Origin of the sequence: Candidatus Syntrophosphaera thermopropionivorans (assembly GCF_004353895.1) — a bacterium.
GTDB classification, from domain to species: domain Bacteria; phylum Cloacimonadota; class Cloacimonadia; order Cloacimonadales; family Cloacimonadaceae; genus Syntrophosphaera; species Syntrophosphaera thermopropionivorans.
Genome location: NZ_SMOG01000009.1, coordinates 30510 through 50769, shown reverse-complemented (window position 1 = coordinate 50769; position 20260 = coordinate 30510). Strand labels below are relative to the sequence as shown.

The window sequence follows — 20260 nt, the reverse complement described above, 5'->3', positions numbered from 1 at the left end:
GGTATCCTGGAGAGGGAGATAATCTCTTCATATTTTTTGCGATATCGGCATAGAGTTGGTTTTGTGCTGTCTGACGACGGCGTGAATAGTGACGAGCATAGTAGCATTTCAAGCGTGGATTGTAACAATAAATCAGGTCATCAAAATTACCGCTATACGATTTAATCAGGTTTTTGTAATATACTTTCATTTTGCCCTCCTATAAGTTATAAAAGTGTAAATTATATTGAGTTGGTGGTGAGCTTATGTCCACTTTCGGACATAAGCTGGACATGAGTTGGACATGAGCTGGACATCAGCTCTCCATTTAAAGTAAAAAAATTAATCTTTCTATAAATATAGGGATGACATTTAATGGTGTGTGGATGTTAATGGTGTGCAGATGTCCTCATCTGCACCTTACGGTATCAGCTAAAAGTATATCCGAAAGAAAATAAAAGCATAATAACTTTTGAATAAGCGTTAATTAAACAATTTCATAAGGTTATCACGCAATCGTGAGCTTAGCAATAAGTGAAAGTCATCAGGGTATGATGCAAAGGTGGATCTTTGCATACCATTATAAGTTAATAATGAGTTAATAATCTTACGAATGGATTAGAGCTGGTGCCGTATGATGAAAAGGGGGACCTTTTCATACCAATTTAATAATGAGTTGATGAACGTACGAATGGATTAGAGCTGGTGCCGTATGATGAAAAGGAGGACCTTTGCATACCTGTATAAATTCAGAGAAACTTATTGACAAGGTGGCAAAAAGAAATTTTAAGGAATTAATAGAGTAATATCTTAATAAAGGGGTAGTTATGAAATTCGCAGTTGAAAAAAGTGAATTAGTTCAGCACATTCAGCATTTAGCAGGGATTATATCAACGAAAGCTGCTTCTCCAATTTTGACTAATTATTTAATAGAGGCAGATGAGAAAAAAGGTGAAGTTAAGATTACTGCTACGGATTTAAAAATTACTGCAGTAGTAGTTTTAAATGCAGCTGTGAGTGATAGTGGAATTATTGCTGTATCAGCAAGTTATTTTAATAGTATAATATCTCAGATGCCGGATTCTGTGATCAATATCTGGCAAAATGAGGACCTCTTGATGATTCAATGTAACAAGATTGAATTCAATATTCTTTGTGCTGATTACACTCTCTTTCCTCAGCTTCTAATGCCCAGTTTTGACAACGCTACTCTGGTTAATGCAGAGACTTTTAATAGGATGATTAGCAAGACCGTTTTTGCTGTCTCTACTGATGTCAATAGACCGGTCCTTACTGGAGTTTGTTGGAAAATTATGGAAAAAGTTAATTTAATGGCAGCAACAGATGGAAGAAAGGTGGCAGAAATAATTGTTCCGAACACAGCTGCTTCAGTCACAGAAAGTGGTGAAGAAAATATTGATGAGTCCATCTTTGATGATCCCTATTCTGGACAGTTATTAGAGAAGATTATTCCTGTAAAGACATTGAATTTCTTGCAGAAGATACACGACCCCGCGGTTAAGGAAATGAAGGTCATTTTTGAGAGAAATAATATCATCTTCGGCTATGCTGATTATCTGGTAGTTTCCAATATCATTGACCATAACTATCCGGAATATGAAAAAGCCTTTTTAGCAGAGCTTCCCAATCATCTTATTCTGGATAAGGAAACTTTAATGCAATCCATACGCAGAATTGCATTATTAGCACCAGAAGATAGTGGCAGGGTCAAATTTGATGTGGATAAAGACCATTTTGAAATCAGCACTGTCAATAAAGAAACAGGTGAGGCGAAAGAATTTATAGATAAATATGAATACAATGGAGTTCCGACCTCTATTTCCTTTAATAATAAATATTTGCTTTCCATACTGGATGCAATAGATACAGAGCAGGTCTTGATAAAATTAGGTGATTCCAGAGACCCGATAATGGTATTTAATGAGCCTCCACTCAAGAATCAGAAAATAACCTTTTTGTTGATGCCTTTGCGGACCTGATTTATTGATTCTAAAACAGCTCTTTCTGGTGCATTTTCGCAATTATGAGAATGCCAGATTTGATTTGCATCCTGCTGGTAATTTGATAATCGCACCCAATGGTTATGGTAAGACCAATCTACTTGAAGCTATAGCTTATTGCGGGATAGGTAAATCGGTGCATTTTCATAGGGATGAATATCTCTGTGAGCAGGGCTATGATTTTTTTTCGTTAAAAGGTCTTTTCCAAACTGATAATGAACTCGGTTTGGAGATACAGATATCCTGGCAAAAAGGGAAGAAGTTATTAAAAATCAATGGAAATCCAGTTCGGCAACTCAGTAGAATCTATGAAGGCGTGAAAGTAATCTATTCCGCACCAGAAGATATGAATCTAATTGATGGTTCACCTCGTTTTCGCAGACAATATTTTGACCTTGCTCTCTCTCAAATTTATCCTGAATACATAAGTCTTTTAAGGAATTATTTACATATTGTGGAACAACGCAATAACCTGCTCAAAAAAGAATATACTTATGCTGAAAAACACAGCTGGGACATCCATTTCTGTGAATTCTTATTCCCTGTCCTGCAATACAGGCAAAAATATCTGAATCTCGTCAATCAGGCTTTAAAAGAACAATATCCTCATATCTCTGAACAGGTTAAAGATATATCAATACAGTATAAAGTTAATGGAATAGAGGATTATCCAAATAGTATAGATAAGCTTTTAAGGATATTAGAGGAACTGGAAAAGAGGGAGAAAAATTATCAACGAACGCTGGTTGGACCTCATCTGGATGACTATGAATTTCTGCTCAATCAAAACAATCTTAAGAGCTACGGTTCTCAGGGTCAAAAAAGAATCACCGTAATTATTTTAAAGCTGATTCAAGCTTCCTTGATAGAGAATTTAACCTCTATAAAACCTATTATGCTTTTTGATGATGTTTTTGCAGAATTAGACCAGCTGCACACGCATCGCATCAAAGAGTTTCTTGATTTTCACTATCAGATTTTTATAGCCAGTCCCAATGAACAAATAACCAGTGAATGGAACGAACTTACCAGATTGAGTTTACCTGAAAACAAGCAATGAAACTAAGAAAAGAGGCTATCGGCTGGATGTTCTATGATTTTGCCAATTCGGCATTTACCACGGTCATAGTTACAGTCGTCTTCAGTGTTTATTTTGTGCAGACCATAGCTTCTGGAAGACCTGAAGGTGGTGAATGGTTATGGTCTCAAGCAATAGCTATCTCAATGACTTTAGCTGCTATCTTTGCTCCTATTCTCGGTGCTATGGCAGATTATTCTCGTTCCAAAAAGAGATTCCTCCTTTTCTTTACTATTTTAACTATTATTTCCACTGCACTACTTTACTTTGTTGGTCAGGGAGATTTAATTCTGGCAATGATACTTTTTATCATAGCCAACTTTTCTTTCAATAGTGCCAATGTCTTTTATGATGCATTTTTACCAGAAGTTGGAATGAAAAAAGACCTCGGAAGGATATCAGGTTTAGGCTGGGGTTTTGGCTATATTGGAGGATTAGTAACTCTCATTTTAGCACTGGCATTGATAGATAAACACATAAAGCTTGTCTGGCCTATGGTGGCTTTGCATATATTAATATTTTCCAGCATAACTTTTTTAACCTTAAAGGAAAAAAAGTATTCAGTGCAAAAAAAGAACTATTTTAAAGTGGCACTGGACCGGGTGTTGTTTTCCTTTAAGCACATAAAAAAAATGCCCGATTTACTCAATTTTTTAATCAGTTATTTTCTCTATAATATAGGAATCTACACCGTTATCGTCTATGCTGCTATTTTTGGTGGAGCACAATTTGGAATGACGCAACAGAGTCTCATCATCTTTTTCATTATTGCACAAGTAACTTCCTTTGTTGGAGCTGCACTTTTTGGTTTGATAGCGGATAAACTCAATGTTCGTTTAGCTTTAAGTATATCTTTAATAATATGGGTGGTGGTAGTGGTCTGGGCATTTTTCTGCAATACTGCACAGGAATATTACTACCTTGGACTTCTGGCTGGTCTAGCTATTGGAAGCAGCCAAGCTAATAGCAGGACTATGCTCTCCTTGCTAACTCCACTGGATAAGCAAGCAGAATTCTTTGGTTTTTATACGCTGGTAGGAAGAATATCTGCTATTATAGGTCCTTTTGTTTATGGAGAAATAACTCGTTTAGCAGGAAATCAGCGCTATGCAATTATATCTTTAATAGTGTTTTTTATAGCTGGCTGGATAATGCTTCACCAGGTTAAGCTGGAAAGAGGCATTAAATTCGGTCAAGAATATGTATTTAAATAACTTTTGAAGGTGAGTTTATGATGATAGACAATCTGGGTAATTTGAAGAGAACAGATTATTGTGGTGATTTGAGGTCTAAAGATATTGGTAAAGATGTGACTTTAATGGGATGGGTTAATAGCAGAAGAGATCTGGGTGGTTTAATCTTTATTGATTTGAGAGATATTAAAGGAATGATTCAAGTAGTGATTCATCCGGAAGAGAAAGAGTCTTTTTCCAAAGCGGAACGATTACGACTTGAATATGTGGTTGCAGCAAAAGGGAAAGTGGTAGCTCGCACTCCGGAAAATGTAAATATGAATATTCCCACCGGAAATATAGAGATTAAAGCAGAAGAAATATATCTTCTCAATGATTGTGAACCTTTACCTATCCAGCTGAATGAAGCTGCCCTGGCAGAAGAAGACCTCAGATTAAAATATCGCTATCTGGATTTACGCAGACCCTCTCTACAAAAAAATATCCTGATGCGACACCAGATTATGCAGACTATGCGAAACTTTCTTTCTCAAGAAGGTTTCTATGAGATTGAGACTCCTATCCTGATGAAAAGTACACCCGAAGGTGCCAGAGATTATCTGGTGCCCAGCAGGATTTATCCAGGTAAATTTTATGCTCTGCCTCAATCTCCTCAGATGTTTAAACAGCTTTTGATGATTGCTGGATTTGACCGCTATTTTCAGCTTGCTCGTTGTTTTCGCGATGAGGATTTGAGAGCTGATAGACAACCAGAATTCACGCAACTGGATATTGAAATGAGCTTTGTGACGCAAGAACAAATCTTTGATTTGTTAGAAAGATTGATGCACACTTTATTTTCGGAGGTGTTGAATATAGAACTCCCCATTCCTTTTACTCGTTTGACCTATAGAGAAGCAATGGACCGTTTTGGCTGTGATAAACCTGATTTGCGGTTTGCTCTGGAATTAAGTGACCTTACCTCTGCTCTGCAAAACACTCAATTTCAAGTATTCCGTTCCGCTATTCAGCAAGGAGCGGTGATTAAAGCTCTATGCATTCCTGATGGTGCAAACTACAGTAGGTCCAAACAGGACGAATTAATCTCAGTGGCAAAACATCAAGGTGGAAAGGGAATCGCTTTTGCTAAAGTGACAGAAAAGGGATTGGAATCTGGGATAAGTAAATTTTTAACAGAAGAAGAAAGCAAGGCTATAATTGAACTCACTCAAGCTAATCCCGGAGACTTAATTGCTATCGTAGCAGATAACTACGATATGACTTCCAAGGTTCTTGCCGCTCTCAGAAATACCATAGCTGAATGGCAAAATCTTATTCCTGATAATACTTTTTGCTTTGTCTGGATAACAGATTTCCCACTTTTCCAGTACAATGCGGAAGAAAAACGATGGGAACCCGCTCATCATATGTTTACCTTACCTAGAGAAGAACATATTCACTGGCTCTATGAACCTGATAAATATGGTCAAATTATAGGTCAGCTCTACGATTTAGTCTGCAATGGAGTGGAGCTTTCCTCTGGAAGTATTCGTTGTCATCGCTATGACCTCCAGAGAAGGATTTTTGATATTCTCGGATTAAGTGAACAAGAACTCAATGAAAGATTTGGATTTTTCCTGGAAGCTTTAAAATATGGCACTCCACCTCACGGAGGAATTGCACCTGGATTGGACCGTTTAGTGATGATAATGACGAGAGCAGAATCTATCAGAGATGTTATTGCTTTTCCTAAGACTTTGAAAGCTACTGATTTGATGTGTGGAGCACCCTCGGAAGTTTCGGAAGAACAATGGAAAGAACTCCATCTAAAACCTGGCGAATAGCAGTTTTAACCAGTGGTGCTGGAAGAGGTTCTAATCTTCAAGCGCTCTATGAATATTTTAAAAAACATTCTCTTCCTGTAGAGATTGCATTTGCCACCGCTTCCCGCAAAGATGCACCAGTGGTGCAATTATGTGAGAAACTGAATATTCCTTGCTACATCCTTTCTCCCAAAAAAGATAAAGACTTTGAAAATCAGCTGTTGGAACTCTGTCAGCAAGAGAAAATTGAACTTATTGCCCTCGCCGGATTTATGAATTTGCTATCCTCCTCTTTTCTGGAAAAAGTGAAGATTCCGGTACTCAATATCCATCCTGCACTTTTACCCAAATATGGTGGAAAAGGTATGTATGGTATGAATGTTCATAATGCAGTATTTGCCTCTGATGATAAAGTATCAGGAGTGACTGTTCATCTGGTGGACCCTCAATATGATAATGGACCGATTATAGCTCAGGTAAAAGTGGATATATCCGATTGTAAAAGTCCCGAAGAAATAGCCGCAAAAGTGCTGGAAATTGAGCATCAAACCTATGCTCCAGTTATCTATCAGTTTTTATGTAAATATTATGCACCAGAGAAATGATGTCTTTCTGGTTTCCTTCTTTACCACTTATTAAGAAATATAAATGATTAAGATTGCCATTGCCACACTCGGTTGTAAAACCAATACTGCTGAATCTGCTATTATTTCCGGACAGTTTAATCCTGAGAAGTACACTCTGGTTCCTTTTGATAGTGATGCAGATATCTATATTATCAATACCTGCACCGTAACTCAAAGGACAGATTATAAGAGTCGTAATCTGATTCGTAAGGCGCTAAAACAGAAAAATAAAAATCCAGCTGTGAAAGTTATTGTTACCGGTTGCTATGCACAAAGAAATTTTGATGAGATAAAAAAACTGGGAGATATTGACCTCATTGTAGATAATCAAAACAAACTAAACCTGGCAGAACTCCTGGATAATGCTGATTATCATTTTCAGGATATAATGACAGTAGACAGGTTTAATTTTAAACCAGTGCAAAAGATGATAGAGCATACCCGCGCTTTTCAGAAAATACAGGATGGTTGTGATTTTCGTTGTTATTATTGTGCAGTTCCATATGCTCGTGGTCCTGCTCGTTCTGCTAAATTTTCCGAGGTCATCACTCAGGCAAGAATGTTTGTGGAAAATGGATATAAAGAGATAGTGCTGGGTGGAATCAATCTGGGATTGTATGAAGATGAGGGGAAAAATCTGGCTGATGTAGTAGAAGCCTTAGAGAAACTTGAAGGTTTAGAGCTAATAAGATTAAGTTCTCTGGAGCCGCATCTTTTTTCTCCGGAGCTTATAAAAAGATTGAGACAATGTACAAAACTCTGTCCCCACTTTCATATCCCTCTTCAATCAGGATGTGACCGTATCTTAAAAAATATGGGCAGACCTTATAATACCAGAGATTTTGAAGCCTTACTGAATAATATCCTTAGTTTTTTCCCTGATGCAGCCATCGGACTGGATGTTATAACAGGTTTCCCAGGTGAAGATAATTCCGATTTCCAGACCACGCTAAACTTTATATCTAAACTCTCTATAGCCTATCTTCATATCTTTCCCTTTTCTCGTAGACCAGGCACAGTTGCCTATTCTCTTCCCGAGCAGGTTCCTAAACCAGAGAAAAACCTTCGGGCGCAAAAATTATTGCAATTGGGGAAACAGAAAAAAGAAAAGTATAAACAAAAATTGATTAATGAAAAGATTATTCTTAGAGGTATTCTTGAGGATATGGAAAATGGTAGAGGAACCTTTTTATCCGACCACTATATTCGTGCTTATACTTTCACCAATGAAAAAGCTGGAGAATTATTAAAGATAATTCCCCAGCAAACATATAGAGATGGTGTTTTCGGAACTAAAGTTGAATGACCTTGTCGGTGGAAGTCAGGTCATAGAAATCTCTTCTATTATCAATAATAGTAACTTTACGGCGTTCTTCTAAATACCATTTATTCAGATGTTCCTGTCCTGCTTTTTCTTTAGCCTCTTTAATGAGAGCAGCTTTATTCTTTTCCCATCGTGCAGGATCTGGAACTTGATGTTTGGTGATTTTACCCAGAAACCAGCGTGACTGGTCATTAATTAGAGGGGTAAAGCTTCCCACGGGAGTTTCAAATAGTGCATTATCCAAATCTGGAATCTTTCCCAGAGAACTTATAGGGTCTCCTTTTTTATGATTGGTGATTTCTATTACCATTAAACTATCCTTTGTCGCTTGTTCCAGATATTGATCAGGAGTAAAGTTCCGAACGAAGTTATGAGCATATTCATTCATATAATTATTTCTTTTATTTTTAGTGACGGTGTTCATAATTCTACTTTTTTCATCTTCAAAAGGAGTATAATAAACAGAAATGCTATCCGATAACTCACAAATATAGGCATCACCGTTGGGTGAATAGTAAATATTAGGAATTGAGCCCACAGGATTTTGGAAGGCAAAACTAACCAAGTTGGCATCTCTTCCTATCCCTTTAATAAATGAGTCTTTTTCCTGGAAAACTCCACTTTCTTCAACTTTATAGCCCATCTCTTGAGCAGCTTTTTGCAACCCTTTCTCCTGTGCCTTTTGATATAAGGAGAAAGCATCCATTTTTAGCTGCTTTAAAGTGGTCTCACTGGGCTCAATACGAAGAAGAATATGACGAGCTAAAACTTCTTCACCGTTTTCTCCCTGACGACGGTCTAAAGTTTGAATGATATGCCAGCCATAATTGGAAAGTACTGGCTCTGCTATTTGTCCAGGATTTGTTTTAAAAGCAGTTTCTTCAAAAACGGGAATCATTTGACCTCTACCGAACCAACCTAAATCGCCACCTTTCTCTGCTGAACCAGGGTCCTGAGATTTAGCTTTTGCCATTTCTGCAAAATCTGCACCTGCAAGTAAATCCTGATATATCTTCATCACTTCTTCCTTTACGGCTAAGGAATCCGCTGTTGAAGTGGCTTTGGGAATCCTTACATAACGATAAGAACGACAGTTCTCTTTGCGATACTGCTCTTTATGGGATTCATAATACGCTCTACCTTCTTCTTCTGTAGCTGTTATATTAGTCAACTTATTGGCATCAAAACAGATTATCTGAGCATCCACGAGGTCATTATCTCGGAACCATTCTTTATAGACGCTATCCTCACTGACTGTGACCTCATTTCTTATAGTATTCAGTAACTTTTGATATTGATAAGTAGCCTTCACTTCTTCTAAAACAGCTTTCTTGAATTCGGGAATATTATTCAGTGCATCTTCATATTTTTTACGGTCAAACTTGCCATTAGTTTTTAATTCAGGAATTTGCTTTACCGCTTCAGGAGGATTCTTTTTCGCTTCTCTCAGGAGTTCCGCTTGCGTTATGGTTATTTTTCCCGCTTTTATAGCTTTATCATAGATATAACGTCCTACCAGCTCTTCCCAGCATTGATTATTTAATTGTGCCTTTTCTTCTGTAGAAAGTGGATGTCCCCATTTTTTCTGATAATAAGCGTAATAATTGGAAAGGATTTTATCATATTCTGCATAGGTGTAAGTAATATTATCTATTTTTCCGACTACTGCTTTAGGATCTGGACTTTTTGCATCCAGAAAGCTCATAGTCAGAATAAATAATAGCAGGATTATAACTCTATGTTTCATTTATCACTCCTTAGATTACTTTTTATGTATATACCCTTTATATTCTACTATTCTTCATTATTATTTAAATTCTATTCGTCAATAAAAAATGATTCAGACGGGGGAGAAGAATAGTATGTTCAAAACCTTAACTGAGTCAAGAAAAGCTTACGAATTGCCAGTTCTGCCGCTTTTTCTACAATTTCCATATAATCCAGAGCTTCATCCAGGTCTTTTCCCGTACAAAGCAAACCATGAGATTGCCAGATTAGAGCTTTGCTATCACCAATAGATTCCAGAGAGTTTGTAGCTAAAGCTTCCGAACCAGGAGGTGCATAAAAAGCTGTTCCCACTCCAGAAGGAAGGTAAATAGGTAATTCTGGCAAAGCTTCTGCCAGCATTTTATTAATTCTAATCTTATTTGGATAAAATGGTAGTTGACTGAGCAAAATAGTGTTTGAAGGGTGACAGTGGATAATCACCCTATCTTTTCTTCCAACTTCCAGAAAATATTGCTGAAGCCTGCGATGAGAAGACCATTCAGAAGTAGGTTTAGCCTCTGCAGGATAGCACTTTTCTTGATTAGCTTGCAATTGAATCAAAATTAAAGAAGAAATAGGGTCTTGTACCATTTCCCGATAACGACTTCTGGTGCGAGTTACCAGATACCATTCTGAGTTTGTTTCTTTCAGTTCGTTCATTTCCTGACTGATATTAAGAGAAAGATTGCCAGCATTGGCTTCTGCCCAGTTATGGCTCATTATCTCTTGGGAAATATTGCTAATCTTATCAATCAATTCTTTTATAGCTGGAGAAAGAGAGACAAGTTCTTTTAAATCCATATCCTTTTTCCTTAAAACCTTCAGTTTTAATAATGCTTAAATTCTTGGAGCAAGAGAGAGCTTTTTCATCTGATTAGATGTAGCCAATCTCGTAAGAGGAAGTCCAATCTACCAATCAATAGTGAAATACGTGCCATAACGGTATAACCAAAAGAGGCACCGAAACTTACCATAAGAAACCAGATTCCAACCTTGGAAGGAATTTTATAGAATCCTTCCTGCTTTTTACTGAAGTAGAAGAAATATATACCACAAATAGTTCCTATAATCAGAAGAATAGTGCCTACAATATCTACTGGAGATGAGTATTTGAAAGGATTGACCATCGTAGCTGCTATCTGGCTGAGAAAATCAGATTGAAAAGCAAGAAGCATAGCTATGGCTGCAGTAGTTCCCACCATAATTGCCATAGGATAATGACTTAGCCATTCCAGTTTGGGAAACATTCGCATCAACATCATAATGCCCAAAGCCATAGGTATGAGTAAAATCCAGTTATGTGCAAAATCAGTGAAAAGCTTATTAAAAAGATTCGGAATTAAGATATTATATATGGTGTAAACCAGCCAATAAGCAGCAGAAAGACCAACGAAAATTTGTTCTGCCAGCTTATAGAATGGGTTATCTTTGTAAAGAAAACTGAAGATACTGAGAGTGAAATAGGCGCTCAGCCAGATACCGATAGTTTTCATCAATTCAGCCATTATTCACCTCCTTTGCCATTTTTTCTTTTCTTCTATTTCTCCAGACGCGAATATTACCTGCTACGATTAAAGCCAGAATCAAAAGATGTGCTATGGATTGTGGATTCATTCCTCTGCTGGCAGTTCCTTCATAACCCAGAAGTAATTCATATTCTGCTGCTGCTTTCAATCCGCCCAATAAACCTGAAAGCTGATTCTGGTCATTTACATAAGGTAAGAAGCCAGGTGCACTAACAGCTGTGGTCCCTCCAGCAACTGGAATGCCAAATTTACCATTAGCAGTCATTATCCAATCTCGTAAACCAGGGTCTCCTGCTGATAAAGAGACCACATATTTTATATCTTTTATGGTCTTAATATTTTTCAATAGAGGTATGCTATCATAATCATTCATAGCAGTGTCTTTGGGGAAAACCGTCTTTAAGTTTCGTCCCATAGTCTGAATAATGACCATACCACCAGGTTTATAACCTAAATTAACATAATCCACACCATACACTTTTTCTTCACCAAACTTTTTTTGGACTTCAGAGAAAGCCATATCTGCCATCTGTGAACCTTGAGGCCACATAGCCATAGCAATAATCCGATGGTTTTTCCGCCAGGCATGCTCAATGATAGCAATAGCCATAGGCTGAAGTTCGGTGACTGTTGAAGGGTCATAATCAAAAGAAATGATGACTGGAGAACCTGCAGGAGTTGATTCTATCAGATTAAAAGCTTTTTCTGTCAAGGGAGTGCTATGTGTCTTCAAACTGAAAGGAAATATTATGGGAATTGCTACAGCTAATACCAGTAGAAGGAAAATGATTCGTCGTTCTCTTAAGGTTTTGGTTAGATTGATATCTTCACTCATTTTTCTCCTCCCAAATAAGACCTTTCAATTCCCAGAATTATCCTTAAAGAAGCTCCCACGACACCTAAAGCTGCACTAATAAGAATAGCTCTTTGAGCAGCGGTATTAGGATATTGCATAATAAAATCGGTTAATTCTGGTAAACGAAGAAAATGCAAGGAATCAGGAATCCAGCTCGTTAAAATAGTGGCAAAACTGGTTCTACCAAGCATCACTATTACCGCGGTAATCAATAGCAGATTAGATTCAAAGGTCCTCATTATGAAAGCACGATAAGCAGCTGAAGCAATATAGAAAGCCAGCAAAGAAAACATCGTAGAAGATAGAGGCATAAAGGCATATTCAAATAGATAATCAAAAGGTTTTGAGCCTAAACTTTCTGCTAACTTTTCTCCCTGACCCAAAATTCCAGGTGTGTTTTCCATTCCCCAGAGCAGACCAAAAATCAGCATTACTCCAAAACTTACCAGTGTGGCAATATGATATTTCCAGTTTGGTGCTTTTTGCGTAATTTTAGCTACATTTGATTGAATTAAGCTACTCTGTCCTAAGAGAATAGCAAAACTGGAGATAATCATAAACCAGTTAGTAAGAGTTTCTTCAAACATTCCAAAGGGTGTGTGAGGAATAAAAGCAGCTACAAGTATAACCAAACCGGAGAGGAAAGCAAGTAATTGAGGTATTTTGCTTTTCATCTTTAGAACACTCCTTCAAAGAAATTTTTGAACCAGCCAAAACCAGCAATTTCAGCAATAATTCCTGCTAAAATCAGGATGATGGTGAGTAATTTACCAAAATCTTGTCCTTTTAGGCTACCTAATTGTTGCGGGTCTCTTGATAAATAGGCAGAAGCAGCATATAATTCTTCTCCAATCAAGGTATAATCACAAGAAACGACAAAGAAAGGTAATTGATGAGGTTGTCCAGTTCCAGCAGTTTGAATAGCTCCAGTGATAAATCCAGTTTCTGTTAGGATTAGAGATTCAGCCCAGAAAGCTCCAAGAAAGAAATTTGCTGCTGGCATTTCACGAAGCATTATTCCATCTACACCAGCCACAAATCCAAACTGGTCATCTGTTACATAAAAGATATTATCCTCTTTATAAGCATCAGGTCTGCCTGCTTTAAGATAGGCATCTTTAACCGTCTCATGAGCAGCGGACATAACCATAGAAAAACGACAAGGCACAAGGAGCTCAGTGCCGTATTCAGCAGATTTCATTGCCACATGGTTCAAGATATTCAAAGATGCTATGGTTTGAATATCATTAAGGTCACTAATTCCAGGAACATAGAGTATAGGTTTACCCTTTTCTGTGGCTCTTCCAATAGCTTCATCTATGCTATCCAGACCACTAATCCTACGGATAAATAGTTCTTTTCCTCTACGAGCAGATAGAATATAATAAAGAACGGAACTGCAAATGATTAGCAGAAGAATGAGGAGGGGAAGTTTATCCATAGAAAACCATTGCTGTTGAGTGGTAGTTTCAGCAAAAAGAGTGAGACTATCCCCTTGTTCTTTATTATATAACACCAAGCGGTACTGATGTTTGATGTCTGGAGTGAGACCGGTTTCTTTGTATTGACCGGACAGTGAAAATTCATTAAATATCTCCTGATAGACACCAAGCGAATCAGCTTTTTGCAAACTTAAAGAATCCCATTTAGCACTTAAATTCCACTTATGAAGCACGGCTGTTCCATCATCCCAAGGTGCATCTTCAGCATAATAAGTGTCAATTTCCTCAGGATTGGCAAAAGCAACCATACTGATGAGTAAAAATAACAGGATAAGGTGTAAATGTTTCATATTCACCTCAATAAAAGCTTAAGATTTCAAGTATAACTCCCTCAGAGCGGTAGTATGTTCAACAATGGTCTCAACCTGTTCCAGAGTTAAAACTGCCGCTGTTCCAGAAGAAAGAGTATTCTGAATTTTATGTACTAATTCTATGGTTTGGGCAAGCAAAGGTGATTTATCTTTAGACATATTCTGGATAAGGTTGAGATTAAAAGCAAGATCTTCCCAGGCATCAGTTTGTAAGGTCCTGGATTTTTCCGTACTATAATCCTTTGCGATTAGTCTGGCTATCTGATTGGTAGTTTCTGTCCAGCCACCGAGATATATAAAAGTGAGCTCTTTTTCTCTATTGTTTGATAACATCAAGGTATCCACACTTTCTTGCATAGCATAGAAAACATCTTTTAACAATCCCCAATTGTTATTCTTTATCTCAGGCTTTACTGCATCTCTTAATTGATTAGCAAACTGGTGGAGACCAAGCTGAGGTGCAAGAGAGATAAACTGATCAGTTACCGAGATTAGTTGATTTTGATTTTTACTGGCTATGGCAAGTTGAGCATCAGAAGAAAGTACTCCCCAGCCAAAAGCATAATATATAGTGTCCTTTTGAGCAGGGACGACCTGAGCTAAAGGTAAGTTGTTAAGTTTAGTTTCTTCCAGCTTATCTAAAGCAAGAAACATTGCTTTGAAAGAGGGAATAGTCCTGAATTCACTCACCTTAAAAGTTTCATCTGGTAGGTTGCTTTGTTTTTTTGTGCAGGAAAACATTCCTAATACCAGGATTAACCATAGGATAAGGATAAGTTTACTTTTCATAATTATCTTCCTTTTCAATATCATTTTTATATATAAAGTTACTAAACTACATTCTATATATTCCTCTTTTCTGATTTAGCTTTTACTGGCAAGACATTCTGAACAGAGATGATAGTTGCAAAAGCGATGAAATAGTTCCAGTAATCCCTGCTGAAGAATAGTTTTGTGATTTATTAAATCATAATGTGCATCACTCATATATCTGCTCATATAGCGTAGGATGTGATTTTCTTCCAGGGCAGGAAATTCTTTATAATATTTTAGTATCTTCCGGCAGTTATCAGATTCAGAATGCTTTTCAAAGAACATATAACTGATAGGTAGAAAAATATTGATGTAGATATTGCTGATTAAGCTTTTTCCAGGTCTGGGCAGAGTTTCAGCTCCAGGAAGGATGGATTCCTTAAAAATGTGGGAAAACTCAGAGAAAGCTTTCTTGCTATCACTTCTTTCTATATCCACTCGTTCCAGAAAATAATTCAATAAGCCCTGATCTTGAGTTTTATTCAGTAGATTTGCCATAGTGAGCAGTCTATAAAGAGGATGGCTATTAGGACGGATGCGGAAAAGTTGCCAGTCTATATCCCAAGAGCGAGCATAGAATCTTTGCCGTTCATAGGTTTCCAGAAGCAAATGATAGAGCTCAGGTTTCAGGTGGTGCTTACAGAGATAAAGAAGTTTACTGGAACAACAATAAATGGAAGCAAGTTCCAGAGCAGTCATCCCATCAGTTTGCCATTCTCGGATATTTTTTAGAGGGATAGTCTGAGATAGAATGAGTAAGTTATGCTTATTTTTCTCATAACCCATAGCTTCCATTATTCCTTCATAGAGAACCTGGTCAAAATCACTCAACATTAAAGCAGCATCAAATCTTCTTACCTTATTCTGGAAGCGCTGAAGACCCCAGCTGGTAAGAATACTAATTAAAGCATCGTTATCAATAGCAGAAAGCAAATCACAGTAGGTAATATTATCATTTAAAGAGGATGTTTCCCGCTTTTCCAGCAGTTTTCGTATTTCATCACTAAGCTGATTTTTCAGTTCCAGAATTTCTATGGTTTTTCCATCTTCTTTTATCGTATATTGCTGTTGTCCTGCATCCATCACAATATGCAGGATAACCTGATTGTAGTGGGGGTCTTCATGATGGTTATGAGCTATCCAATCATAGCTGTGAAGATGGATTTCAACATCTCCACGGAGAATTTCTCCATTTAGTTCAATGATTACATTATGGAAATCAGGACCTCGTGCAGTATTGTATTGACCTTGATATTTAACCTGAAGAGTCTTGCCACTGGCAGTTTTTAGAGGAGTGAGTAGATGACCTGCATCCCAGATATGATAGAGAAATTTCTCATCCATTTAGTCCCTCTCAAAAATATCGCTGCAACATATTATATCGTGCCCGAGCAGAAGGAGAACGATAATAGGTTTGAGGTGCGTAATCTATTGGATTAGAAAGAATGCTCACCAGTTTCATAGCTTGAGTTTTACTCAGATTACGACAACTAGTCCCATAATAATAGTAACTGGCAGTTTCTATACCATAAATTCCCTTGCCCCATTCTACATAATTAAGATACAATTCCAGCATCCTATCCTTAGTCATAAGCAATTCCATAATCACGGTGACCTGAGCTTCCAGATATTTTCGCAGGACATTCCTATTCGTAGTAAGAAATATGGTTCTGGCTACCTGATTACTGATAGTACTTGCACCGTAACGTATCTTTCCACTTTTCTTATTTTTCTCCCACGCTTTCTTAATCATATCCCAATCAAATCCAAAATGATGGTAATAATTGGCATCTTCCACGATAATGGTCATCCTTACAATGGATTTGGGGATTTCTTCTAAGGGGATATATTTTCGGGGTTGACATTCGTAACCTCTAATCAGTTTTCGTTGTATCATTAAAGGCGTTATAGGAGGATTGATAAAATTGTAAAAGAGGCAGAGGGTGGCAATAATAGTCCAAAAAAAGAGATGAGCATAAACTATGAAACGCAGAACCTGAACAAAGAAATTGCGTTTCTTTTTCATTCAATACACACAACCCTGAAACTAAATAATTAATTCAGAACAAACTTAGCCAGAAATAGATATATAATAACCTGACCATTAAAAGCTATTCAGATTTAGTTTGGGTTTTATTAACAAAAGCAGCTACACGAGCTTTGCGACGAGAAGCCGTACGTTTATGGATAACACCCTTCTTTGCTGCCTTGTCCAGCTGGGAATAAATCTCATTCAATAAAGTTTGTCTTTCTTCATCACTCATATCAGTACGAATTTTCTTTTCTAAAGTTTTGATAGTACGACGGACATAATTGTTCCGTGCATGCCTTTTGGCATCAGTTTTCATTCTTTTCATTGGTGATTTGTGTTGGGGCATTTTCTACCTCATATTCTCTTAATATTTTGATTCCATATATAAATGGCTCGCTTTTTTGTCAATGCCTTTGTGGGAACTTCTTATCTTATTTATAACCTAAACTACTTTTTATAAAATAATAGAATTCCTAAAATGACTTAATAAATCTTTTTTATTAAAGCGGACAGTATATAGCATAAAACTTATATTATAAATTACTTATGGTATTATTTAGCATAGTCTTAAATTGTTGTCCTATCTTAAAAAAGAATCTGAAATCTAACCTTTTAATCTTTAGCTTATGTCCAACTTATGTCCAACTTATGTCCAACTTATGTCCAGCTTATGTCCGAAAGTGGACATAAGTTCCTTATCAGTTAGATATTATCTATGCAGTTACTGTTAAGGGGGAATGATATATAAATATAAGGCTAAAACTTTTGCTTAAAATCCGACATCATAGGATTTATACTCTAAATATTGCATACAAGGAAAACACCATAAAATAAAAACTTATAGGTATCAATTTAAAAGGAAACCAATTTCTGGATATATATATAATTCCTTTTAACAAACTAATCTGGTGATTATTAAAGTCATAATGAATTCATTAATAGCAAAAAATTGTATTTTCTTTGGACTATATATATTATCCAAAATAGGGCTTTAACGGAATAAATAATGAAAATTTAATTAAGACTGACTATTTAAGCTATGTATTAAATCTATAAGTTTTAAGACTTGATTTTGAGCGCTAAGTTCTGTAACCTCTATATCATTTTTCAAGGTTTTTCCTGAATGCCACAAGCTATATAAATTTCTCAGATATTCAATTGCGTCTTCAGATTCGTTTATATCAAAGCATTTCCCTGCCTTATAGCGATTTATAAGCTTTTCAGCTTCACTATTATGAGGTCCTAAGCATAGAATCTTATTATAAGAGGCAAGATATTCAAAAAGTTTTGTAGTGAGCATTCCTTCTGCACCTGGATAATAATTAATCAGTAAGAGCAAAACTTGAGAATCCTGCATTTCCTGAAGTGCTTCTTTATGAGGTATAAAATTTTTACAAACATATCTTCCAGGCAATAGATTCTGTAGTAAAGTGCGGTATTCTTCAGAAAGATTAGTCCCAATAAAACTTAGTTCAATATCCTCATCGGGAAAAGCTTTAGCGATTATTTGAATCAGAATATCCAGCCTTTGACCCTCAGTAATGTTTCCTATAAACTTCAACTTAAAGGTGGTTTCTTTCTCTTTTGTCTGAGCAATAACTGGGGCAGGTATCTTTTTATCATCATAACCACTATAGATTACTGAAATTTTATTAGTGGGTAATTGAGAAGCCAGATGTTCAGACACCACAACATTCCAATCAGCCGTTTGAGCAACTTTTGTTTCCAGTTTTTTATGCCAGAAACAGCTAATACGAGATGGTGGATTTAGTTGTAAGTAATAAATAGAGGTCCAAGGATCGCGCCAATCCGCAATCCACTTTATTTTTAATTGTTTTTTTAGCTTTAGTCCAATAAGATGAGTAGAATGAGGAGGTCCAGTAGTAATCACATAATCAACAGGAGTAATACGAAGATAATCAATTGCTTTTTTCAGAGCAGAGGGATTCCAGAATTTTCTGATATCGGGAATAATAAGATTGAGTCTTATCCAGATAAGGATTCTATTAATAAGGTTTTGTTCTTTGTTTTTGCTTATGTTTCCATAAGGTATCGGTCTTTTATTACCAGTAAAGATTTTCCATATTTTTTCAAATTTAAAGGTTTTAGTTCGAATAACCGTTACTTCTGGAGGGATTTCAGCTAAAAGACTTTCATCATAGACAGGATAATCGCCATCTTTAGTAGTAAGAACGGTTACTTCAAATCCTTGTTCAACCAGAATAGGAAGCCATTTAAGCCATCTTTGAACCGTAGATCCTCCACAAGGAGGAAAATAATAGGTGATTAAAAGTAAACGCATCAGGCTTGTAAAATTATTTCTGCTAATCTTTGCCAGGAAAACTGCTGTTTGAAAGATGGTATATTTTTATGCATCTTATAAAACAATCCTTCTTCAAAATAGCGAATTAAGGCTGCTGCTAAAGCTTCTGGATTATCAGGTGGAACTAAAATGCCGGTCTCTTCATCTTTTACATATTCACTTAGCCCTCCTACCTTTGAAGCAATAACGGGCACATTAAATTCATAAGCAGTGGCAATAACTCCACTTTGAGTAGCACTTTTATAAGGAAGCACACAGACCTGACTACGCTGGAAAAACTCTTTAATTTCGTGTTCTTGGATATATCGGAAATGTGTCTCTACTGCATCTTCCAGATGCAATTGATGAATCAAAGAGATATATTTATCTTCTTTTCCGTATACTTCACCGGCGATAATAAGTTTTAGTTCGGGAATCCTTATTCTGGCTTGTTTTAATGCCTTAATTAAAACATCCAGACCTTTATAAGGTTTGATAAGTCCAAAAAACAGAGCAGTTGGTTCTTCCACACTCTCTATATCCAAATCGTCAGGGCTTTCTCCATAACAATCATAGATAGGATGAAATCCCAGAAGACCCCTATCTGCAATATCCTCTGGCATTGTATTCTTCAGGTCTTGAAGACAGGCTTCAGAAAGAACCATAATCCTATCACAATGCTTAAAGAATTGACGGGAAAGGATATTTGAGCCAATCCATTTTTCATGAAAGGTTATATTATGAGCCAGACATATTCTTCTGGTAGATATTAGATGCTGACAAATCCAAGCATAAGAAGGAGCAAACCAGGGTAGAAAATATGAAATAATGGTTAAATCAGGTGCAAAAGCTTCAATAGTTTTTACTGCTTTGGACCAGGTGGAAGGATTATAAGGAGTGTAAACTTTTTCTATGTCAATTTCCTGAGATTGACTAAATTCTGCCGTCTGTCCCTTACCAGGGAATAACAAGTCGGGATACTGATGTTCAAAAGTAAACATCCGAACTTTATTTCCACTTTTCTGAAATTCTTGAGCAAGACGGAAAGCAAATTGTGAAATCCCTCCACGATAAGGAGGTGCTGGACCTAAAAAAGCAATCTTTTGATTGGATTTAAACATATTACAA

19 protein-coding genes are annotated in these 20260 nt (G+C 36.7%); 6 read left to right on the top strand and 13 right to left on the bottom strand.

The window, feature by feature from the left end:
• Positions 1 to 190, bottom strand: a 190-nt coding sequence (locus tag E0946_RS04180) for a hypothetical protein (RefSeq protein ID WP_133201221.1), incomplete at its 3' end; no start/stop codon positions are given.
• A 616-nt stretch (positions 191 to 806) separates the two neighbouring features.
• On the opposite strand from E0946_RS04180, the gene dnaN reads away from it, so the two are divergent.
• From dnaN to mtaB, 6 genes are read left to right on the top strand one after another with little or no spacing between them, the layout of a single operon-like run.
• Positions 807 to 1979, top strand: coding sequence for a DNA polymerase III subunit beta (gene dnaN / locus E0946_RS04175; RefSeq protein ID WP_133201220.1), 1173 nt, complete (start codon positions 807 to 809; stop codon positions 1977 to 1979).
• Between the two features lie 4 nt (positions 1980 to 1983).
• Positions 1984 to 3060, top strand: coding sequence for a DNA replication/repair protein RecF (gene recF, locus E0946_RS04170; RefSeq protein WP_133201219.1), 1077 nt, complete (start codon positions 1984 to 1986; stop codon positions 3058 to 3060).
• On the top strand, positions 3057 to 4292 hold the full coding sequence (locus E0946_RS04165; RefSeq protein ID WP_133201218.1) for an MFS transporter: 1236 nt from the start codon (positions 3057 to 3059) through the stop codon (positions 4290 to 4292). The genes recF and E0946_RS04165 overlap by 4 nt, the downstream gene beginning before the upstream one ends.
• Positions 4293 to 4312: 20 nt before the next feature.
• Positions 4313 to 6094 carry an aspartate--tRNA ligase gene (gene aspS / locus E0946_RS04160; RefSeq protein WP_133201222.1) on the top strand — a complete coding sequence of 594 codons (1782 nt, stop codon included), beginning with the start codon at positions 4313 to 4315 and terminating at the stop codon, positions 6092 to 6094.
• Positions 6061 to 6678, top strand: a complete 618-nt coding sequence (gene purN, locus E0946_RS04155; protein ID WP_133201217.1) for a phosphoribosylglycinamide formyltransferase — start codon at positions 6061 to 6063, stop codon at positions 6676 to 6678. The genes aspS and purN overlap by 34 nt, the downstream gene beginning before the upstream one ends.
• A 43-nt stretch (positions 6679 to 6721) precedes the next feature.
• Complete coding sequence (gene mtaB / locus E0946_RS04150) at positions 6722 to 8005, top strand: tRNA (N(6)-L-threonylcarbamoyladenosine(37)-C(2))-methylthiotransferase MtaB (protein WP_133201216.1); 1284 nt, start codon at positions 6722 to 6724, stop codon at positions 8003 to 8005.
• Here the strand turns inward: mtaB and E0946_RS04145 are convergent.
• The 12 genes from E0946_RS04145 to E0946_RS04090 form a co-directional block, all read right to left on the bottom strand.
• Positions 7992 to 9770 carry a peptidylprolyl isomerase gene (locus E0946_RS04145; RefSeq protein ID WP_133201215.1) on the bottom strand — a complete coding sequence of 593 codons (1779 nt, stop codon included), beginning with the start codon at positions 9768 to 9770 and terminating at the stop codon, positions 7992 to 7994. The genes mtaB and E0946_RS04145 overlap by 14 nt on opposite strands.
• A 119-nt stretch (positions 9771 to 9889) precedes the next feature.
• The gene (locus tag E0946_RS04140) at positions 9890 to 10591 is read right to left on the bottom strand and encodes a class II aldolase/adducin family protein (protein WP_133201214.1); all 702 of its coding nucleotides are present in this window, start codon (positions 10589 to 10591) and stop codon (positions 9890 to 9892) included.
• 65 nt (positions 10592 to 10656) lie between these two features.
• Positions 10657 to 11295 carry a hypothetical protein gene (locus E0946_RS04135; RefSeq protein WP_133201213.1) on the bottom strand — a complete coding sequence of 213 codons (639 nt, stop codon included), beginning with the start codon at positions 11293 to 11295 and terminating at the stop codon, positions 10657 to 10659.
• Positions 11288 to 12151 carry a hypothetical protein gene (locus E0946_RS04130; RefSeq protein WP_133201212.1) on the bottom strand — a complete coding sequence of 288 codons (864 nt, stop codon included), beginning with the start codon at positions 12149 to 12151 and terminating at the stop codon, positions 11288 to 11290. Before E0946_RS04130 ends, E0946_RS04135 begins: the two co-directional genes overlap by 8 nt.
• Positions 12148 to 12846: a hypothetical protein gene (locus E0946_RS04125; protein ID WP_133201211.1), complete on the bottom strand. Its 699-nt coding sequence runs from the start codon at positions 12844 to 12846 to the stop codon at positions 12148 to 12150. Before E0946_RS04125 ends, E0946_RS04130 begins: the two co-directional genes overlap by 4 nt.
• 2 nt (positions 12847 to 12848) lie before the next feature.
• The gene (locus E0946_RS04120) at positions 12849 to 13964 is read right to left on the bottom strand and encodes a DUF6754 domain-containing protein (RefSeq protein WP_133201210.1); all 1116 of its coding nucleotides are present in this window, start codon (positions 13962 to 13964) and stop codon (positions 12849 to 12851) included.
• A gap of 18 nt (positions 13965 to 13982) precedes the next feature.
• Positions 13983 to 14774, bottom strand: coding sequence for a hypothetical protein (locus E0946_RS04115; RefSeq protein ID WP_133201209.1), 792 nt, complete (start codon positions 14772 to 14774; stop codon positions 13983 to 13985).
• 75 nt (positions 14775 to 14849) lie between these two features.
• The gene (locus E0946_RS04110; RefSeq protein WP_133201208.1) at positions 14850 to 16142 is read right to left on the bottom strand and encodes a DUF2851 family protein; all 1293 of its coding nucleotides are present in this window, start codon (positions 16140 to 16142) and stop codon (positions 14850 to 14852) included.
• Positions 16143 to 16152: 10 nt separating this feature from the next.
• The gene (mtgA, locus tag E0946_RS04105) at positions 16153 to 16824 is read right to left on the bottom strand and encodes a monofunctional biosynthetic peptidoglycan transglycosylase (RefSeq protein ID WP_133201207.1); all 672 of its coding nucleotides are present in this window, start codon (positions 16822 to 16824) and stop codon (positions 16153 to 16155) included.
• Between the two features lie 85 nt (positions 16825 to 16909).
• A complete protein-coding gene (rpsT, locus tag E0946_RS04100) occupies positions 16910 to 17176 on the bottom strand; it encodes a 30S ribosomal protein S20 (protein WP_133201206.1) in 267 nt (88 codons plus the stop codon).
• A 672-nt stretch (positions 17177 to 17848) separates the two neighbouring features.
• Positions 17849 to 19132: a glycosyltransferase family protein gene (locus E0946_RS04095; RefSeq protein WP_133201205.1), complete on the bottom strand. Its 1284-nt coding sequence runs from the start codon at positions 19130 to 19132 to the stop codon at positions 17849 to 17851.
• Positions 19132 to 20253, bottom strand: coding sequence for a glycosyltransferase family 4 protein (locus E0946_RS04090; protein WP_133201204.1), 1122 nt, complete (start codon positions 20251 to 20253; stop codon positions 19132 to 19134). The genes E0946_RS04095 and E0946_RS04090 overlap by 1 nt, the downstream gene beginning before the upstream one ends.
• Positions 20254 to 20260 lie beyond the last annotated feature (7 nt).